We start from the raw sequence: 18,364 nt of genomic DNA, 5'->3' as shown, positions 1-18,364 counted from the left end.
TGTCTCAAGCTAAGGGTTTGCTATGACTTTATTTGCTCGTGGTAATCAAAGTACTTCAAATGCTGTTTGTCGTGGATCAGCCAACTACGTCGCATATTTATTCTCAGAAACCGAACTCGGCTGCACATAAAAGTAGATGAGAACGAGGGCGCCCAAGAGAGGAATGAGCCCGATCAAGACCCACCAGCCAGAGCGGCCGGTATCATGTAGCCGACGTACCGCCATTGCCAGACCGGGTAAAAGCAGCGCTAGGGATAGGATAGCAGAGAGCGGCGCACCATCTGCAGGGCTAAAGCTGGGAAGGCCTAAGAGCGGCGCTATGACAAAACCGTCAATGAGGTGTGCGCCCACCATGACGAGCATCACAAAAAGGGTCCACCACCAAAACTCGGAGCGGGCGGCTCTTCCGTAAAAGTTGGCGTAGTTTGAAAATCCGCTCTGTATCGCCTCGGCAAATGTCACGGGGTTACCCCTCCTGTTGCTTTTAGAGGACAGGATAACGCGGTGGTGGGCTGGGTCTAGGCGGAGCTTGTGTTTAGCCTTTCCATAAAATGAAAGGCGCTCTGTGGAGCGCCTTTTTTAAGTCTCATAGTTTGAAAGCGGAAGAGGACTTACAGCCTGTGGTCGGCTGAGGTTGTTCCTGCGCCGACGCGGGCATGTAGATCGGCCCGTTTGCTATTGCGCAGCCCGTACAGCCTCCGCAACGAAACGCGGTAATTTTTCCATGCGCTTCTAGCGTCTTTAGCATCTGCGCTGCAAATTCACTCGAGACATTTAGGGTCATGGCGACGCTTTGGGGCGTCGCCTGACCGTTTTCTTCAACGAGCTTTAGTATATCGATCAGCATTAGTTTGCCTGCAGGCTTGCTGCCAGAGGTGCCTGATCGTCATGGTTTGCGCGCTTACGCATCACAATAACGACTGCTGCAATTGCTGCTACCAGAACCACAACCCAAGCGGCGGAGGTCGCTGGATGGCGGGCAAAGGTACCAACCTGATAGAAGATCACCGCGCTGGAGTAGGAAAGCAAAGTCGTCCAGCCCACTGCAAACATTGCCCAGTTGCGACCAACCTCACGCCACAAAGCGCCCACTGCCGCAGCACATGGAATGTAGAGCAACACGAGGATCATGTAGGCCAGTGCACCCACCTTGCCGTCGAAGTGCTCACGCATGGTGGAGAAGAGAGAGACTTCTACTTCCAACTCGGACGCAGATTCTTCAGCGTTGGAAACATAACCAACATCAAGGCCCAGAGGATCAAGAGCAGCAGCACCGAGACCTACGAGTGTGTCGGTGAACGCCTCTACCGAGCCGCTAAGAGTTTCCAGCGGGTTAGGCAGCTCAGCTTCATCAATAGATGGGCTGTAAAGTGCCTGAAGAGTGCCCACCAGCGCTTCTTTTGCAAAGATACCGGAGACAAGACCAACGGTTGCTGGCCAGTTGTCTTCTTCAATACCCAGCGGTTCAAAGACAGGCGCAACGCTCTTGGAAACAACTGCCAAAACAGAGTTGCCGTTGCCTTCGTTACCGGTATTGCCTTTGAAGTCGACGGCATTCAGAACCGCCAGCACACCAACAACAACAACGATGACTTTACCTGCGCCAACAATGAAGCCCTTCAAGCGGGAACCCGTGATGCGCAGAACCTGACCAACTGGCGGCAGCTGGTAAGTTGGCAGCTCGATTGCCAGCGGAGTAGAAGCGCCAGCATAGTAGGATTTGCTCAGCACCAAGCCGGTAAAGATAGCTGCTGCAATACCCAGAAGGTAAAGCATGAACACGACGTTCTGGCCGTTATCAGGGAAGAACGCAGCAGCAAACAGCGCATATACCGGCAAACGCGCACCACAAGACATGAACGGCGTCATCATGGAGGTGACAATACGCTCACGCTCTGTTGCGAGTGAACGGGTGCTGGCAATTGCAGGAACTGTACAGCCAAAGCCAAGGATCATCGGAAGGAACGCACGTCCAGACAAGCCTAGCTTGCGCATCAAGCGGTCCGTTACGACAGCTGCGCGAGCCATATAGCCGCTCTGCTCAAGTATGGCTTGGCAGAGGAATAGGAAGCCCACCACAGGAACGAACGTTAGAACCGTCTGGATACCGCCACCAAAGGAGCTGACAAGCAGGGTAAGGAACTCGAAGTCCAGCCCAACTGCATGGAGGATCAGAACCGGTGTCTCCACGAAAACAGCCGCGCCGATGCCGTCAAACAGCTCGATAAAGCTTGATGAGAAGTTGATCGAGACGAAGAACATCGCATAAAGCGCTGCCAAGAAAATCGGGATGCCCCAGTAGCGGGAAAGCGCAAAGCGGTCGATCTTGTCAGAGATAGCGCGAGCCGATTTCGGCTCTGGAAGTTCCATTGCCTGACAAAGGGCGATAGCGCGGGAATAGGTCTCGTCGCTCAAAACCAGCGCTGTTGGCAGGCCGGTATCTGCTTCTACCTTCTCAGAAAGGGTCTTTGCAAAAGCAACAGCGCTTTCCGGCACCATTTCAGAAGCCAGCTTGTCGCCTTCCAGAATACGGGTTGCAAGAACGCGTGCGCGAGAGCAGCACATCTTCTTGCTTTCCTTGATATTACGGGAAAGGTCAGCAATTGCGGCTGCAAGTGCTTCAGGCTTTGCTGGTCGTTCTGGCTTGGTGGCGATTTCCTGACCCACGGCACGAAGGAACGTATCAACGCCCTCTTTGGTGACTGTTGAGATCGCGAAGACTGGAATGCCCAACTGATTGGAGACAAGCTCTGCCCGTTTCGCCAGTTCACCCTTGGCCCAAAGATCGGCTTTGGTAAACACGGCCAGAATAGGAAGGTTGTATTCCATCGCCTGAACAAGCAGAGCAACAGAACGTTCCAAAATGGTTGGGTCCAGAACAACGATCAGCTGGTCAGCTTTTTCTTCCAAAAGCACAGAGCGTGTTACGCGCTCATCAAGACGTGTGCTTTCTGGAGAGGAAAGGGACATAACACCTGGAAGGTCAACGACTTCGATGGTGTTGCCTGCAAGGCTTGCGATGCCGGTTTTCTTGTCTACCGTCACACCCGGCCAGTTGCCGATGGTCTGATTACCACCAGTCAGCAGATTGAAGAGCGTGCTCTTACCTGCGTTGGCGCTGCCAAGAAGGAGTGCTTTGCTCTGGGTATCGCCATGTGTTTCTTTGCTGCTGCAAGAGCATTTACAACTAGCCATTACACGCCTCCCGGACTGTGATGGTGTTTGCAATAGAAATGTCGAGGGCAACACGAGCACCGCCATTTGCGATAAGGCGGGTAGAACTGCCCGGTTTTTCCATGACGATAATCGGGTGGAACTCGCTTAGACCCAGTGCGCGCAGTTGCTGGCTTTGCAAAGGGGTATGGCCAAGCTTCACGACTTTATATTTCTTATTCAGGGTCGCTTCTCCAAGTGGAAGCGGTGTGAACTGCGTTTCACAAAAGAGTGGAGCTTGGGGTGCTCCTGCTTTTTCGCTCGGCTGCGCTTGAGAATTCATCTCGGTCTCTTGCGATCTCTGTTTTCTGATAGGTGTGCAACTGCGAGCCAGTTGCAGCGTTAGAACAACATCAACATGAGATTCATTCGCAATTGCAGTGGTAGAATCGCATACGGGCGCTTTTGTCGCGTGATTTTGGAGGTGTTTTGGACCTTCCCCGTGGCCAGTTGTGGAGAAAAACTGCTGGTTGCGTTGTTTCTGCCTACACTTTGAACTCTTCATTCCAATTGGGAATAAACCAAGCACTTCTTGCCCTTTTAAAAGCTGAGCTGATCTCGGCTAGGGTGATCCTCAGGTTTTGGTTAGTGCAAACAATGCAGGATATGATGAAAAGCGGCGGCCATTTGATTGTAGAGGCCCTTGAGCAACAAGGGGCAGAACGGGTTTTTTGTGTACCGGGTGAAAGCTATCTGGATGTTCTGGACGGGCTTCACGATTCCAACATACCCGTCACCTTGTGCAGGCAAGAGGGCGGCGCTGCCATGATGGCCGAAGCCTACGGAAAGATGACCGGTCGCCCGGGCATTTGCATGGTTACACGCGGGCCAGGCGCAACCAATGCCAGCGCCGGTGTGCATGTGGCGCAGCAGGATTCTACGCCAATGATCCTGTTTGTCGGGCAGATCGAAACAGGAATGCGCGAGCGCGACGCGTTTCAGGAAATCAACTACAGGCAAATGTTTGGCTCCATCGCCAAATGGGTCGCCGAAATTGATCACGCAGAACGTATTCCTGAGTTTGTCGCACGGGCTTACTCTGTTGCCATGTCCGGCCGCCCTGGTCCCGTAGTGTTAGCTCTGCCGGAAGATGTTTTGGTTGAAACAGCGCCGTCCAAGCAGGTTCCGTTCATTGAGCCAGTAGAGGCATATCCATCCAGCGAGCAGCTTAACAAACTGGAGCAGCTCCTAGCAGATGCGGAGCGCCCGATTGCTATTTTGGGTGGTTCTCGCTGGAACGACAAGGCAAGGCAACAGTTCGAGAAATTCGCAGTCGCAAGAGGACTTCCTGTTGCATGTTCCTTCCGCAGACAAATGCTGTTCGATCATTTGCATCCAAACTACGCAGGTGATGTTGGCATTGGCATCAATCCAGCCCTGCGTGCACATGTCGAAGAAGCTGACCTCGTTATCATGCTTGGCGATATTCTCTCTGAAATGCCAAGCCAGTCCTATGAGCTTCTGTCTATTCCTGTTCCAAATCAGAAGTTGGTCCACATTCATCCAGCGCCAGAAGAGCTAGGCCGTATGTATCAACCGACGCTGGCAATCAACGCATCGCCGATTGGTATCTGCGAGAAACTGGCTGAGCGTACGTCAGTGCCAAATGCTAGTGCGATAAGAGCCGCCCGAGTGGAAGCCGTACATGCTGATTACCTGAAATGGTCAGGTGCACGTCCGCAGGTGGCTGGCGAACTACAAATGGCGCAGGTGATGGACTTCTTGGAAAGTGAGCTAAAAGACGACGCCATATTCACCAACGGCGCTGGTAACTACGCCACTTGGGTACATCGTTTCCACCGCTTCCGCCGTTATGGCAGTCAGCTTGCGCCTCTTTCCGGCTCAATGGGCTACGGTTTGCCTGCTGCCATTGCAGCCAAGCTTAAGCATCCAGAACGCGAAGTGCTTTGCTTTGCAGGCGATGGCTGCCTTCAGATGACCATGCAGGAACTCGGCACGGCTGCACAGGACGGTGCGAACATTATCGTGGTGCTGGTGGATAACGGTATCTACGGCACCATCCGTATGCATCAGGAACGGGAATATCCGGGCCGCGTAAGTGCGACGACACTCAAAAACCCACGCTTTGCAGAAATCGCGGCGGCCTATGATTTCTATTCCGCATCAGTGTTCGATGCTGAAGAGTTCGAGCTTCGCTTCAAAGAGGCAAAGGCAAGCGGCAAGCCTGCCTTGTTGCATCTGCACCTTGACCCAGAAGCAATTACGCCAGCGCGCTCCTTGAGCGATATTCGCAAAGCGGCAATGGAACAGGCTTGATCTTCAAGCCTGTTTATCAATCTCCAATGTGGCGATGATGAGCGCATCATCATCCTCTGAGCGAGTGGTAGTAAAACCGAGTGCCCGGCACATTTCTATCATGGTGTGGTTCTCCCGAAGAACCTCACCTTTGATGGTCGCGATACCATCAGCTTTGGCATAGCGGATGATAAGCTGCATCAGCATCCATCCCAGCCCTTTACCCTTCATATCGCTTTGTATGAGTACCGCGTATTCACCGACATTATGGTTCGCGTCCGTATGTAGGCGGACCACGCCAAGGATTTCTTCTGTTTCCGGCTTAATGGCAACGAAGGCCATCGCTCTTGCATAGTCGAGCTGCACAAGGCGGGCGAGGAACGAGTGCGAGAACTCCTTGACCGGCGCAAAGAAACGAAGCCTCAGATCTTCCGTGGTGACGTGATTGAAGAACTCACGCAGAAGCCCCTGATCCTCAGGCCGGATCGGTCTCAGGAAAATACCAGTTCCGTCCTTTAGCAGTGCCTCATGCTCCCATTCCGTAGGGTATGGAGCAATGGCAAGGCGGGTGTTGCCCTGCCTTGCCGAATTGGAGGTATCGGGAGCGACGGCTATGCGGGCATCGACAACTTCCAACCCTTCACGGTCTACAAGAACGGGGTTGAGGTCCAGTTCCCGAACCTCGGGAAAATCGACTGCGAGCTGAGAGAGTTTGACGAGCAACTGTTCCAGCTCATGAATGTTGGCAGCAGGCCTGTTGCGAAAGCCCCGCAGCAACGCATGAGTATGGGTGCGGGAAATGAGAGCCCCTGCCAAATTCATATCAAGCGGAACCAGCTCTATTGCTCTGTCTGCCGTTACCTCTACCGCTGTTCCGCCACGCCCGAAGACTACGACGGGGCCAAATATGGGGCTGTCAGCAAGACCAGCGTACACCTCAAGTGAATTGGTCCGCTTGACCATGGGCTGGATCTCAAACCCATCAATGCGAGCAGTTGGATAATCGCGGTTCAGCCGTTCAATGAGCGCTTCAGCAGCTTCTTGGACAGCTTCTTGGCTTGCAAGGTCCAGAAGGACACCATCAATATCGGACTTGAATGTAAAGTCAGGGCTAATGAGTTTCAGTGCGCAGGCATGCCCATCCTTTAGGAAAGGCTTTGCAGCTTCACCAGCTTCAACGGCTGTCTGCACGTACCGCATTGGCACCTGAGGGATTTGATAGGCAGACAGCACATCCAGAACTTGATCTGGAGAAAGCCAGCGCTCTCCAGCGGCCAGTGCTGCATTAATCGCCTTCTTCGCCCTCGGCTTATCAGGCGTGAAGTCAGAGGGCAGACTATCAGGAGCGGCCATCAGAAGATCTTTGGCCTCGCGATAACGCACCAGGTGCATAAATGCGCGAATAGCCTCGCTGGCGCTTGCAAAGCACGGCACCTTGGCAGCATCAAGCTCTGCTCTTGGAATCTGCGCACCACTTGCAAGCGTTGTAATCAGTGCTTTCTTACGGCCCGTCTTCTTTCGGTTTTTCTCGCCAACCTCTGCAATCGTGGCGGCAATACCAGCAAGATTATTAAAGGCAGTTGGGGCCGCGATAGCTAGAACACCGTCGCAATTTTTGTCTGCCAAAAAGGCTTCTATCCCAACGCGAAACTCTTTAGGGCTGGCATTTTCTTGAAGGACAAGAGGGTTGCTGGCTTTCGCATCCTCGCGTGTCAACTTGCATACGGCTTCTTTTAGCTCGGGTGAAACCTCCGCCATCTCGCCGCCCATTCGCTCAAGGCAATCAGCCGCAAGCGTTGCAAGGCTTCGCCCGTTCGCAACAATGGCAAGGCGTCGGCCTGAAGGCGGGGCTACGCGGGTAACCGTCTCTGCCGCATGAAACATCTCGTCCAGATCATCAACGCGCAGAACGCCTGCTCGTTGCAGTGCTGCATCATAGACAAGGTCATTGGAGGCGAGGCGGGCCTGCATGGGTGCTGCCGATGGTTTCTTTATCTCGGCTTGCCCCTGAACGAATAACAATGACTGGTTTGGAGCGAGCGGCAGCACGAGCCGCAGACAGGAACTTACGAGGGTTCTCTAGGGTTTCGAAGTGCACCAGAATAGCGCGGGTTCTGTAATCTTGAGCGTACCAATCCAACAAGTCTGAAACGTCTACATCAGCGCGGCGTCCCAATGAAACAACTCCGGAAAAGCCGACAGCATTTTCCTTGGCCCAAGCTAATGTGGCGTTGAATATGGTTCCTGAGCGGGAAATAAGAGCAAGATCGCCGCTTGCTGCGCTGTCAGCTGTAAGAAGGGCGGAGAGGTTAGCGTGAGGTGTTGCAACGCCCAAGCTTCCGGGGCCGAGGATGCGAAGGGAATGAGGACGGGCGGTCTCTAGCGCCTGCGCTATCTTCTTTTCTTCCCAGCGATGAAAACCGCTAGCGGGAATAATGGCAGCTTTCGAGCCAAATTTTCCTGCTCGCTCAATCGCACCAATGCAGTGCTCTGGGTCGCCCAGAAGCACGACGAGATCAACGGGCGTCTTAAGATCGCGCAGGCTTCTTATTTTCTTGAAGCCCTTGGGAACATCATCGCGCCAGTAAGTAACGTACTTGGGGCCCTTGAAACCGCTCGCGTTTATTTGGGCAAATAGGCGTTCAGATAAGACCGGTCCGTGGGTATTCGGGCCGATGACAGCTATGGATTGAGGACTGAGCAGGCCCTCAAGATTATGAATTGTCATTTTTGCAGGGCTCCGCGTTTACCCCGAAATGGCAGGTGCTCTTACAATTACAGAAAGCGCCATACCTGTGGTTCTGGCGCTTTCTTCTATCGCTTATTACTGTCTATTCCCTTAAGCGGTCCATCGCCCGCTCTGTTTTAGTGGGTCATCAAGACAGGAACGGTCATATTAGCGAGGATCTCGCGTGTTGCACCGCCCAGCAGCATTTCTCTCATACGGCTGTGACCGTAACCACCCATTACAAGCAGGTCCGCCCCATTGTCGGAAATGTAGTTGAGGATGGTGTTGGAGATAGAGACCTGAGGATGGTTGATAATATCAACGCTGACCTCAAGATCATGGCGAGCTAGATAGGTAGCTACAGCTGCACCCGGCTCACGGTCATCAATCTCGTACTCGTTGATTATGAGAACACTAACTTCATCAACCATCTTCAATACAGGCAGAGCTGCATGAACAGCGCGGGCTGCCGATGCGCTGCCGTTCCAAGCAATCACAGCCTTCTTAGGCTTGAACTGGCCGTCGAAGATGTGAGGGACCACCAAAAGAGGAACGCCGGTATCAAACAGCAGAGCTTCGATAATCACCGAACGCATAGGCTCGGACTGCTCTGGATTATCCTGTGTGATAGCGACCAGATCGGTCAGACGGCATTGGCTAAGAATGCCTTCTAATGATCCACCTGTGAGAATTTCCTCCACGCGGGTCTCGCCATTGACGCCAGCTAGATCAATCAGCTTTTGATAGGCTTCTAAGGAGTCCTTCGCAGAATTCAGTGCCTGCTCTCTTGCCATCTGTAGATAGTCAGCAGGCATTGGAGCTGCAACAAAGCCGGGAAGAAGCGGTTCGAATGCCAAACCGACGCCAGTAGCGTGAGCTTCGGTCAAGCGTGCGATCTCTACGGCCACCTGAGCAGCGGGTTGCTTACCCTGATAGTCGGTGATCGTAAGAATGTCTTTGATTGCCATGTGCGATCTCCACACTGAATTTTGGGGTATCAGAGCCAAAAGAATAACATTCCTTTGACCTATGGGAAAATACTAGGACTCGCTGAGCGAACTGCATTGACCAATATCAAGGAATAGCGACTGAATCGTAACTTGAAACAGACCATTTTATGAAACCCTGAGGTTGTATTGGCAGAAACCTGCCGTTACTGGCACCTTTCCTCAATTGGTATCAAGGTTTTTCCCGCAGCGATAAAAAAACAACGAAAACTCAAGGGTCGGTGGACAAAGGCACCCGAATCCAGAGTTTAAACATTGGTTGCATACACCTTTCAATTTCGGCTCCATCTGTTAAACCTATGCGATAACACGTAGGTCGATCTGCGGATTCTACGTGATTGATTTTGGGAGATTTGGGAGGACCGAAATGAACAAGCTGAAGACATCTACAGCGATTCTCGCCGTTACTATGGCTGCCGCGTTTACTGGTGAGGCACTGGCAGCTGATACTACCTGGAATGTATCCCTCTGGGGTAAGCGCCGCGCATTCACCGAGCACATTGAAAAGCTGGCAGAAGAAGTTGCTGCACGCACCGATGGCAAGTTTGAAATCAAGCTGCACTACGGCGGCGCACTGTCCAAGTCCCGTGAGAACCTTGACGGTATCTCCTTCGGCGCTTTCGAAATGGCACAGTTCTGCGCTTCTTACCATGCAGATAAGAACCCGACCCTGACCGTAGCTGAACTTCCGTTCCTCGGTGTTCCTGATCTTGAAACTCAGGTAGCTGTCGATCAGGCTCTTTACGCGCACCCAGCAGTTAAAGAAGATCTTGCACGTTGGAACGCAATGCTTCTGATGTCCTCTCCAATGCCTCAGTACAACGTACTGGGTAAAGGCGATGCGCCATCTACCGTTTCCGACTTTGAAGGCATGCGTGTTCGTGCACTCGGCGGCATTGGTAAAGCAATGGAAACCATCGGCGCAGTGCCTACTTCTGTGACCGCTTCTGAAGCATATCAGGCGCTTGATTCTGGTACCGTGCAGGGCGTTTCCTTCGCTCCTCACGCACACCTTGCCTATAAGACCACTGACGCTGGTAACTGGTGGACCACGAACCTCAATCCAGGCACCGTGAACTGCCCGGTAGTCGTGAGCATCGAAGCATATGAAATGCTTCCAGAAGACTTCAAGTCCGCTCTGCAGGACAGTGTTGATCCTTCCATGCAGCACTACCTCGACACCTACGCAAAGGTCTACGACAAGTGGTACCCAGAGCTTGAAGCTCAGGGCATCCAGCAGGTTACCTTCACCGATGAAGAACTGGCAGCATTCAAAGCAGCAGCTGGTGAGCCTGTTTGGGAAGCTTGGAAAGAAGAAATGAACGCGAAGGGTCTGCCTGCTGATGAGCTGCTGAAGCTCGTTCAGGACACGATTGCAAACTAACGCGCAAAACAACGGGAAGGGCCTGTGTTCACGGGCCCTTTCTATGTTCAGCCTTGGGAAACAATCATAATTACCAGAGGGGCTAATCTGTAATGCAGACGCAAACCACCCCGGTTTTTACGGCGGAGGATCGGGCATACCTTCGCTTTAATGGACCGCTCGGCAAAATCGAGAACCTGTTCAACCTTATAGCTGCGACCAGCATTCTGGTCTTGATGCTTTTGGCCGTGGTTCAGGTTATTGGCCGCAACGTGTTTAACCAGCCGGTTCCCGGTTTTATCGATATTACCGAACAGGCAATGGCAGTGTTTGCTTTTTTAGGCGTAGCGTACTGTCAACGCGTGGGTGGTCACATCCGTATGGAATTGCTGCTCGGCACTTTTAAGGGGCGGGCGCTTTGGATCGCTGAATTCTTGGGCGTCCTGATCATTCTGGCGGTTGTTACCGTTCTGATTTACGGCTCCTATTTGCACTTTGATCGCTCATGGACGCTGGGCGACAGTACAATCGACGTGGGTTTGCCGACTTGGCCGTCAAAGCTCATCATTCCGGTAGCTCTTTCTGTTTTGTGGTTGCGCCTATTACTGCAGCTTTATGGCTATACCCGTCTGATTTTTAATCCAGAAGCTTCCACTCTGGACCTGCCGCATATCCTTGATGCTGCCGAGCATGCTCAGGCAGAAATAGAAGAAGCTTTCCTAGAAGAAGACGAGAAAAAAGGAGAGGCCGTATGACCCCGTTTGACATTGGCCTCATTATGACCGGCGTGTTGCTGATCCTCGTTGTGATCGGCGTACGTGTTGCTTTTGCTGCTGCATTTGTCGGTATCGTCGGAATGATCGCTATTTTCTCAATGCGCATGGGCTTTGAAAGAGGCTTCATGGTTGCGCTAAAAATGGCAGGAACCATTCCGCACTCCAAGTCGGTTACCTATTCTCTTTCAGTTCTGCCGACCTTCATTCTGATAGGCTTCCTCGCTTATTACGCTGGTCTCACCAAGCAGCTGTTTGATGCTTCCAAGAAATGGCTTGGTTGGCTGCCGGGCGGTATGGCGATTGGTACTGTGTTCGCGACAGCTGGCTTTGCTGCGGTGTCTGGCGCGTCTACTGCGACGTCTGCGGTGTTTGCCCGTGTTGCAATTCCTGAGATGCTGGAAGCTGGCTATTCCAAACGCCTTGCAGCGGCAGTTGTCGCCGCAGGTGGTACGCTCGCTTCGCTCATTCCACCATCCGCGATCCTCGTGATCTACGCAATTCTGGTAGAAGAATCCGTCGGTAAGCTGCTCATGGCAGGCTTCCTGCCGGGTGTTGTTTCTGTCCTTATCTATGCTGGTATCATCTATCTGATGGCACGCTGGCAGGGCGGTGCGCCTGCAATCGGCGGCTTTACTTGGGGTGAACGCTTCAAGTCCGTGCCGGGCACACTGCCGATTATCGGTGTGATTGGTATCATCTTCTCAAGCCTTTACTTCGGATTTGCAACGCCAACAGAAGCAGGTTCCCTTGGTGCTTTCGTGGTGCTCATCACCGCATTCTATAAGGGAATGCGCACCAAGCAGCTTTTCCAAGCTCTACACGAAACCGCAAAGCTGACCGTGATGATCTTCACGCTCATCTGGGGTGTTCTGGTCTACGTTCGCTTCCTTGGCTTTGCTGGCCTGCCTGATGCATTCCGTGACTTTATCGTTGCGCTTGATTTCGCACCGCTTGGCATCGTGATCTGCATTCTGTTGGGCTACGCGGTACTCGGCATGTTTATGGATGCTATCGGCATGTTGGTTCTAACCCTGCCAGTGGTGTTCCCTGCGATTATCGCGCTGAATGGTGGTCCTGATGTTACCGCAGCAGACAGTGCTCTTGGCATGTCTGGTGCAGCCTGCGCGATCTGGTTTGGTATCATTGTGGTGAAAATGGCGGAGCTCTGTCTTATCACGCCGCCGATTGGATTGAACTGCTTCGTGGTGTCCGGCGTGCGTCCTGACATTCCGGTTCAGGAAGTGTTCCGCGGTGCAACGCCGTTCTTCATCGCTGACGTTCTGACGGTTGGCGTGCTGGTAGCGTTCCCAGCGATCATCACATTCCTGCCATCGCTTATGTAAGCGAATAGCGGATTGAATGAAGAAAAGGCCTTGGTGAAAACCAAGGCCTTTTCGTTTGGAATGGGTAGTTTCTTTAAAACAGGCTACCCTGATTTTCATCTGTCTTTTGAGCAGCCTTCTTTGGCTTCTTCTTCGCCTGCTTGGCCTTTGCCTGCTCCAAATGCTCTTCAAGAGAAGAGGGGACACTTGGGCGAGGTGCGGCTTCAGCAGGCAGACTATCGCCAGCAACTGCGTTCACACTACCTCCGCGCATCTGAATGGAGAGCATATCGCCATGCGAAATGGCTGAGGCATTGGCAACAGGCTTGCCGGATGCATCCCTAACCACAGCATATCCACGCTCTATTACACGCTCATAGCTCAGCGAGTTCAGCATTTGGGTAGCGCTGGAAAGACGCATCTTCTGCCGTTCAATGTTTGTGAGAAAGGCCTTCTCTCCACGTTCAGAGAACGCCACAAGACGCTCCTTATGACGGCTGATCTGGTTTTGCAGCACGGTTGGGCGCAGACCGGAAACAGCGGAGATATAACGGTTGCGGTGGGACTGGGTGTTAACGCGCAGGCCCTGTTCTACGCGTCCAGCCACCATGTCGAAACGCTGGCGAGGAAGCGCGAGCAGATCACGCGGTGCTGGCATAGCTGCACTGGCCGCGCGTAGTTCTGTTCGCTTACTCTGGATGGTGCGCAGTAGACCGGTAGAAAGGCGGCGGCTCAAATCATCAAGCGCAACAGACAGCTCTGCCTTAACTGGAACTGCAAACTCTGCCGCGCCCGTTGGCGTCGGCGCGCGTACGTCAGCGGCAAGGTCGATAAGCGTCCAGTCGGTTTCGTGACCAACTGCGGAGATGAGCGGGATGGAACTTTCTGCGGCTGCGCGAACAACGTCTTCATCGTTGAAGCCCCAAAGGTCTTCAATGCTGCCACCGCCACGGGCGACGATCAGCACGTCAGGGCGCGGAATTGCACCATCAGGAGCCAGAGCATTGAAGCCGCGAATACCGGCTGCAACTTCCTTACCGCAGGTTTCACCCTGAACGCGTACAGGCCACACTAGCACATGAACCGGAAAACGGTCCGAGATGCGATGCAAAATATCGCGGATCACAGCACCGGTTGGTGAGGTTACAACTCCAACGACCCGTGGCATTCGTGGTAAGGGGCGCTTGCGGTCCGGATCGAACAGTCCTTCAGCGCCGAGTTTCTTCTTGCGCTCTTCCAGCAAAGCCATCAACGCGCCAGCACCGGCTGGCTCCATATCGTCAATAACCATCTGATACTTGGACTGGCCGGGGAAGGTGGTGATCTTGCCAGTGGCGATCACTTCAAGCCCTTGTTCCGGCTGTACTTTCATGCGGACGGCATTGCCGCGCCAGATGACACCGGAAATAACGGATTTATCGTCTTTTAGGTCTAGATAGATGTGACCGGATCCCGGACGGGAAACTCGCCCCAACTCACCGCGTACACGGATGTAGTCGAAATTATCTTCAACCGTGCGTTTGATGGCAAACGAGATTTCAGAAACGGTAAATTCTGTAACGTTGCTGGTATCGACCACGGTTTGTGTACTTTCAAAGGCTTTGAGAGAAATTGCACTTTATGTATAGGTGATCCCGACATAAACACCAAGCAGCACACGGGGTTCTTTTCCACGTGTTCACAAAGCGAAGCCAACCAGACTGGAGAACCAGCCCAATGCCCCGTTCAGAGTTCCGTATGCAGCGTCTCTATCTCGATAGTGCTATGGCCGAGGGAATGCGGATCGAGGCAGACCGCGCGCAAGCCAACTACTTGCTCAACGTACTGCGCATGAAGGATGGCGAAGAGCTTCTGGTGTTTAATGGCCGCGATGGTGAATGGCGCGCTGAGGTTCACAGCACTGGGCGCAAGGCCTGTGATCTTGTGTTGACCGAGCTTATTCGCGAGCAGGTGGAAACTCCTGATCTGCATTATCTTTTTGCGCCGATTAAAACCAACCGCCTTGATTATATGGCTCAAAAGGCGGTTGAGATGGGGGCAGGGCGCTTGCGCCCGGTGACAACCCATCACACTCAGTTTCCCAAGCTGAATATCAGCAAGGTGGAAGCAAACGTGCTTGAAGCCTGCGAGCAGTGCGGCGTGATCCATATTCCAACCGTCGATGAGTTGCAGCCGCTTAAGAACGTGCTGGCGCGCTGGAAAGAAACCGATCCGAACCGCACCTTGATCTTTTGTGATGAAGGCGAAGAAACCCAAAACCCGCTAGAGGCTCTGGCTAAGGTAGAACGCGGACCGCTTGCAGTGTTGATTGGGCCTGAAGGTGGGTTCTCGGAAGAAGAGCGCGCTTTGCTACGTTCCCAAGACTTCGTTGTGCCAATGCCGCTTGGCCCGCGTGTGCTGCGTGCAGATACAGCCGCAGTTGCAGCCATGGCAGTTGTGCAGGCAAAGCTCGGCGATTGGTTTTAATCAGCCCATAACCAGTCCCATGATAGCCTCTGCGTAAATACACGTGGAGGCTGAAGCTATTTCCACTGCGAAGAAGAAAAAACATCACTCTGCACGGTTTCGCCTGCCCATCAGCTTAGCGCTCGGGGCGGGCTTTGGCCTTTTGTTTCTCATTCTTGCTGGTTCTTTGCTCTGGACCATGACCAGAACAGCAGAAACCCAGACCCGCTTCATGATGCGTGAGATCGGCGATCTGATGCTTGAGCGCGGTCTTGATGTGGTGGAAGACTTCTTTCGTGATGAAGAACAGCTCGGCAAGCTTGCTGCCGATCTAATCATCTCCGAGAACGTCGTTGATGCGCCGGAAGAGGCTAAGCAGCAGCTAAAGAACGTTCTATCCCGACAGACCAACATCAAGCGGCTAACGCTCTATTATGCAGGAGGGCGAGAGGTTGCTATTGATATCGCCCATCCTGATCATCCAGAAACAGAAATAATGCTCGATCGACCGCAAGACGAGCCCTTCGAACATGGTTACACCGTCTGGAGCCATCCATTCTACGATGAAGAGATGGGCATGTCGCTCATGCGGCTAACCATTCATGTTTCTGCACCCGATGTTGGTTGGCCGGTACGCATAACAATTGACTATCCGGTAGGTGATCTGGAGGCGCTGCTAGATGAAATCGTCTGGAAGGATACGCAGGTTCCGTTCATCCTCTTTGAAAAAGAGCAGGTTCTTGCAACAACTGCCCCAATATACGATGAGATAAAGCCGACGCCTGACGAACCCGTGCCCTCCTTGGAGCGCATGATTGGCTCTCCCTTGCAAACAATTTGGGTGAAGACAGAAGAGTTTGATCAGCTAAACCACAATGAGGGAGCGCACCTCGATATCAGCGAAGGGAAGGAGTATCTCTTCCTCTATGCTCCGCTGAGAACGCCGCAGGCTCTTCCACTCGTGGTCGGTACCTATATGCCGGTTGAGGAGTTCTCCGCCCCCATTTTGGAGATCGAGCACGTTGCACTCGGGGCGCTCATCTTCATGATCGCCGGAACCATGCTGGTTGCTTACGTGGGCCACAAGATGGGCAGTCCCATAAAGAACCTTGCAGACAAGGCCCAAGCAATCCGAAATCTGGAGTTAGACAGTGCCCAACATCTGGACCGGTCACGCTTTTACGAAATCGACGAGACCAATCAGGCCTTCAATGCGGCATCTTCTGCGCTGACCGCCTTCTCAAGGTATGTCCCGAAGGACCTTGTGCGCGTGTTATTGGAAAGCGAGTTTAGCGGTTTGGAAAGCACGGAGCTCAGAGAGATGACGTTTTTCTTCTCTGATATTGTCGGCTTCACCAAGGTTGCCTCACGCTTGAGCGCGGAGGAGACAACGCAGCTTCTCAATCACCACTTTGAGGATATGACCAAGGCAATTATCGCAAGCGGCGGCACTGTCGATAAATTCATCGGTGATGGAGTGATGGCGTTTTGGGGCGCACCGGAGCCCGTGGCTAACCATGCTCTCAAGGCGTTCGAGGCAGCCAAGAAAATTGCCGAAGAGATCAATAGCCAGCACAGCGATGCATCAGATGATAGTACGCCGCTCCGCATCCGAATTGGGTTGCATACAGGCGTTGCTGTGGTCGGCAATGTCGGCTCTTCCGAGCGCATGAACTATACATGCATCGGCGATAGCGTGAACATAGCTGCGCGCTTGCAGGACCTCGGCAAAGTCGTAGACCCTCAGGCAAAGGTTATCGTGCTGGCAAGCCAGAACACGGTGGATGCTCTACCTGAGGGGCATAATGCCAAGTTTGTTGGTGACATCGAGTTGCGCGGCCGCGAAAGCGAGATTGGCGTCTACCGCCTTATCTAACAGGGTCAAACGCGAATGGATCGTGTTGCCTTGCGGGCCAGCTTGCGCTCTTCAGCACGCGCTGCAAGGTCCAGAGAAGCATCACAGCTCCGGCTGGTAGAAAGGGCGCTCATAACGTCACCACGGGTTACGCCAATGTCGTGCAGGATACGATCATCGAGCCGTGCAAGGCGTTGAATTGCGCGTCTATTTCTCCATTTTCTAAACGCACTCAAGATGTGGCGTAGTGGAGAACTATCTGAAAAACCGGCGCTATTTGTTGCTCCAGCGATTGTTTTTATTGTTACTTCATTCATCTCGTTCACGCAGGCCATTGATGCACCTCGTCTCGCTACGATTGCTGCTAATTGTTATGGGGTAACTTGGAGAGATCTTGCTCTCGCTTGCTTGCAGCCAATATGCCTATAGGTTAGTAATTTCACAAACGAATGTTTTTGATGTAAATCAATCAAAGACTGTGATGTATTGACGCTCTCAGGGAGGGAACCGGATGGCGCATTCATTGGACATTGATCAGCTGAGAACATTTCTGGCTATCTCGGAAATGGGTAGCTTCACCCGTGCGGGCGAGGTGGTTCATAAAACCCAGTCCGCTGTTTCCATGCAGATGCGTAAATTGGAAGAGCGCGTCGGTCAGCCATTGTTTGTGAAGGACGGGCGCAACTCCCGCCTTACCAAAGAAGGGCAGAAGCTGAGAGAATACGCTGGCCGTATCGTTGCGTTGAATGATGAAACGCTGACTGCCTTCGAACAAGGCAACATTGCTGGCAATGTCCGCATCGGCCTACCAGATGACTATGCTGAAAAACTCCTGCCGCAAGTCTTGGCCTCATTTAACCGCATCAATCCATTCATTAGCGTGGAAGTGGAATGCTCTAGCAGCGCCATTGTCGGCAAGCGCATTAAAAAGGGTGAGCTGGACCTTGGTATTGTCACATCAGGTGATTGTTCCGGTGTCGATGGGCAGGTGATCCGGCAAGAACAGCTTTTGTGGGTTGGTTCGGGCATGACCACGCTGCATATGGAGCGTCCTGTCAGGGTTGCTGCGGGCGATATCTCCTGCTCTTGGCGGGCAAAGGCTATCCACGCTCTGGATAAGGCGAAAATCCCTCATACAGTTGTCTATACAAGCGCCAGCGCGACAGCTCTTTCCGGCGCTATCCATGCTGATCTTGCCATTGGTGTTCTGCCGGAAAGTGCAGTGCGCACCGACCACCGAATTCTAGGCGTGAATGATGGAATGCCGCTACTTCCAGACTGCCAGATCACGTTGATCCGTTCTGATGCTGCCTCTGAAAAGATCCACCAGATATTGGCAGATCATATCATCGCCTCCATCGGCAATATGGGTCAGGTGCAAGAAGCGGCCGAGTAGTGC

The 18,364-nt window shown here is 53.0% G+C and carries 16 protein-coding genes; 7 read left to right on the top strand and 9 right to left on the bottom strand.

What is annotated here, in order from left to right; genetic code table 11:
- Window positions 1-84 precede the first annotated feature (84 nt).
- The 4 genes from E1162_RS01155 to E1162_RS19380 form a co-directional block, all read right to left on the bottom strand.
- Entirely contained in the window at window positions 85-462 is a 378-nt protein-coding gene (locus tag E1162_RS01155; protein WP_371311755.1) for a DUF805 domain-containing protein, read from the bottom strand.
- A gap of 124 nt (window positions 463-586) precedes the next feature.
- Window positions 587-847 carry a helix-turn-helix domain-containing protein gene (locus E1162_RS01150; protein WP_155125770.1) on the bottom strand — a complete coding sequence of 87 codons (261 nt, stop codon included), beginning with the start codon at window positions 845-847 and terminating at the stop codon, window positions 587-589.
- Window positions 847-3,195 carry a ferrous iron transport protein B gene (gene feoB / locus E1162_RS01145; protein WP_155125768.1) on the bottom strand — a complete coding sequence of 783 codons (2,349 nt, stop codon included), beginning with the start codon at window positions 3,193-3,195 and terminating at the stop codon, window positions 847-849. Before feoB ends, E1162_RS01150 begins: the two co-directional genes overlap by 1 nt.
- Entirely contained in the window at window positions 3,188-3,496 is a 309-nt protein-coding gene (locus E1162_RS19380) for a ferrous iron transport protein A (protein WP_257098551.1), read from the bottom strand. Before E1162_RS19380 ends, feoB begins: the two co-directional genes overlap by 8 nt.
- Window positions 3,497-3,822: 326 nt before the next feature.
- Here E1162_RS19380 and E1162_RS01135 point away from each other — a divergent pair, with 326 nt between their 5' ends.
- Complete coding sequence (locus E1162_RS01135; RefSeq protein WP_155125791.1) at window positions 3,823-5,490, top strand: thiamine pyrophosphate-binding protein; 1,668 nt, start codon at window positions 3,823-3,825, stop codon at window positions 5,488-5,490.
- A gap of 3 nt (window positions 5,491-5,493) precedes the next feature.
- Here the strand turns inward: E1162_RS01135 and E1162_RS01130 are convergent, their stop codons facing one another.
- From E1162_RS01130 to E1162_RS01125, 3 genes are all read right to left on the bottom strand, one after another.
- Window positions 5,494-7,440, bottom strand: a complete 1,947-nt coding sequence (locus E1162_RS01130; protein ID WP_257098550.1) for a bifunctional acetate--CoA ligase family protein/GNAT family N-acetyltransferase — start codon at window positions 7,438-7,440, stop codon at window positions 5,494-5,496.
- Entirely contained in the window at window positions 7,415-8,197 is a 783-nt protein-coding gene (locus tag E1162_RS19375; protein ID WP_257098549.1) for a CoA-binding protein, read from the bottom strand. Before E1162_RS19375 ends, E1162_RS01130 begins: the two co-directional genes overlap by 26 nt.
- A gap of 137 nt (window positions 8,198-8,334) precedes the next feature.
- Window positions 8,335-9,165, bottom strand: coding sequence for a universal stress protein (locus E1162_RS01125; RefSeq protein WP_155125764.1), 831 nt, complete (start codon window positions 9,163-9,165; stop codon window positions 8,335-8,337).
- A gap of 406 nt (window positions 9,166-9,571) precedes the next feature.
- Between E1162_RS01125 and E1162_RS01120 the strand changes: the two genes are divergently transcribed.
- From E1162_RS01120 to E1162_RS01110, 3 genes are all read left to right on the top strand, one after another.
- A complete protein-coding gene (locus tag E1162_RS01120) occupies window positions 9,572-10,588 on the top strand; it encodes a C4-dicarboxylate TRAP transporter substrate-binding protein (protein ID WP_155125762.1) in 1,017 nt (338 codons plus the stop codon).
- 92 nt (window positions 10,589-10,680) lie between these two features.
- Window positions 10,681-11,322, top strand: coding sequence for a TRAP transporter small permease subunit (locus E1162_RS01115; protein ID WP_155125760.1), 642 nt, complete (start codon window positions 10,681-10,683; stop codon window positions 11,320-11,322).
- A complete protein-coding gene (locus tag E1162_RS01110) occupies window positions 11,319-12,686 on the top strand; it encodes a TRAP transporter large permease (RefSeq protein ID WP_155125758.1) in 1,368 nt (455 codons plus the stop codon). Before E1162_RS01115 ends, E1162_RS01110 begins: the two co-directional genes overlap by 4 nt.
- A gap of 73 nt (window positions 12,687-12,759) precedes the next feature.
- Here E1162_RS01110 and xseA read toward each other — a convergent pair whose 3' ends face one another.
- Window positions 12,760-14,244, bottom strand: coding sequence for an exodeoxyribonuclease VII large subunit (gene xseA / locus E1162_RS01105; RefSeq protein ID WP_371311754.1), 1,485 nt, complete (start codon window positions 14,242-14,244; stop codon window positions 12,760-12,762).
- Between the two features lie 137 nt (window positions 14,245-14,381).
- Between xseA and E1162_RS01100 the strand changes: the two genes are divergently transcribed.
- Together E1162_RS01100 and E1162_RS19665 are read left to right on the top strand one after the other, a co-directional pair.
- Window positions 14,382-15,131 carry a 16S rRNA (uracil(1498)-N(3))-methyltransferase gene (locus E1162_RS01100; protein ID WP_155125756.1) on the top strand — a complete coding sequence of 250 codons (750 nt, stop codon included), beginning with the start codon at window positions 14,382-14,384 and terminating at the stop codon, window positions 15,129-15,131.
- A 43-nt stretch (window positions 15,132-15,174) separates the two neighbouring features.
- Window positions 15,175-16,986: an adenylate/guanylate cyclase domain-containing protein gene (locus E1162_RS19665; RefSeq protein ID WP_371311753.1), complete on the top strand. Its 1,812-nt coding sequence runs from the start codon at window positions 15,175-15,177 to the stop codon at window positions 16,984-16,986.
- Window positions 16,987-16,991: 5 nt separating this feature from the next.
- On the opposite strand, the gene E1162_RS01090 is transcribed toward E1162_RS19665, so the two are convergent.
- A complete protein-coding gene (locus E1162_RS01090) occupies window positions 16,992-17,282 on the bottom strand; it encodes a DUF1127 domain-containing protein (RefSeq protein WP_257098548.1) in 291 nt (96 codons plus the stop codon).
- A gap of 194 nt (window positions 17,283-17,476) precedes the next feature.
- Here E1162_RS01090 and E1162_RS01085 point away from each other — a divergent pair, with 194 nt between their 5' ends.
- The gene (locus tag E1162_RS01085) at window positions 17,477-18,361 is read left to right on the top strand and encodes a LysR family transcriptional regulator (protein ID WP_155125750.1); all 885 of its coding nucleotides are present in this window, start codon (window positions 17,477-17,479) and stop codon (window positions 18,359-18,361) included.
- The last annotated feature ends 3 nt before the right edge of the window (window positions 18,362-18,364 follow it).

Source organism: Pseudovibrio flavus (assembly GCF_009711345.1).
GTDB lineage: Bacteria > Pseudomonadota > Alphaproteobacteria > Rhizobiales > Stappiaceae > Pseudovibrio > Pseudovibrio flavus.
This window is presented reverse-complemented; position numbering and strand designations above follow the sequence as displayed.

Bases quoted from the DNA above. Each gene is read 5' to 3' on its own strand.
- E1162_RS01100 (WP_155125756.1), top strand. From the start codon at position 14,382: ATGCCCCGTTCAGAGTTCCGTATGCAGCGTCTCTATCTCGATAGTGCT.
- E1162_RS01150 (WP_155125770.1), bottom strand. From the start codon at position 847: ATGCTGATCGATATACTAAAGCTCGTTGAAGAAAACGGTCAGGCGACG.
- E1162_RS19375 (WP_257098549.1), bottom strand. From the start codon at position 8,197: ATGACAATTCATAATCTTGAGGGCCTGCTCAGTCCTCAATCCATAGCT.
- feoB (WP_155125768.1), bottom strand. From the start codon at position 3,195: ATGGCTAGTTGTAAATGCTCTTGCAGCAGCAAAGAAACACATGGCGAT.
- E1162_RS01085 (WP_155125750.1), top strand. From the start codon at position 17,477: ATGGCGCATTCATTGGACATTGATCAGCTGAGAACATTTCTGGCTATC.
- E1162_RS01110 (WP_155125758.1), top strand. From the start codon at position 11,319: ATGACCCCGTTTGACATTGGCCTCATTATGACCGGCGTGTTGCTGATC.
- E1162_RS01130 (WP_257098550.1), bottom strand. From the start codon at position 7,440: ATGCAGGCCCGCCTCGCCTCCAATGACCTTGTCTATGATGCAGCACTG.
- E1162_RS19380 (WP_257098551.1), bottom strand. From the start codon at position 3,496: ATGAATTCTCAAGCGCAGCCGAGCGAAAAAGCAGGAGCACCCCAAGCT.
- E1162_RS01135 (WP_155125791.1), top strand. From the start codon at position 3,823: ATGAAAAGCGGCGGCCATTTGATTGTAGAGGCCCTTGAGCAACAAGGG.
- E1162_RS01120 (WP_155125762.1), top strand. From the start codon at position 9,572: ATGAACAAGCTGAAGACATCTACAGCGATTCTCGCCGTTACTATGGCT.
- E1162_RS01090 (WP_257098548.1), bottom strand. From the start codon at position 17,282: ATGAATGAAGTAACAATAAAAACAATCGCTGGAGCAACAAATAGCGCC.
- E1162_RS01115 (WP_155125760.1), top strand. From the start codon at position 10,681: ATGCAGACGCAAACCACCCCGGTTTTTACGGCGGAGGATCGGGCATAC.
- E1162_RS01125 (WP_155125764.1), bottom strand. From the start codon at position 9,165: ATGGCAATCAAAGACATTCTTACGATCACCGACTATCAGGGTAAGCAA.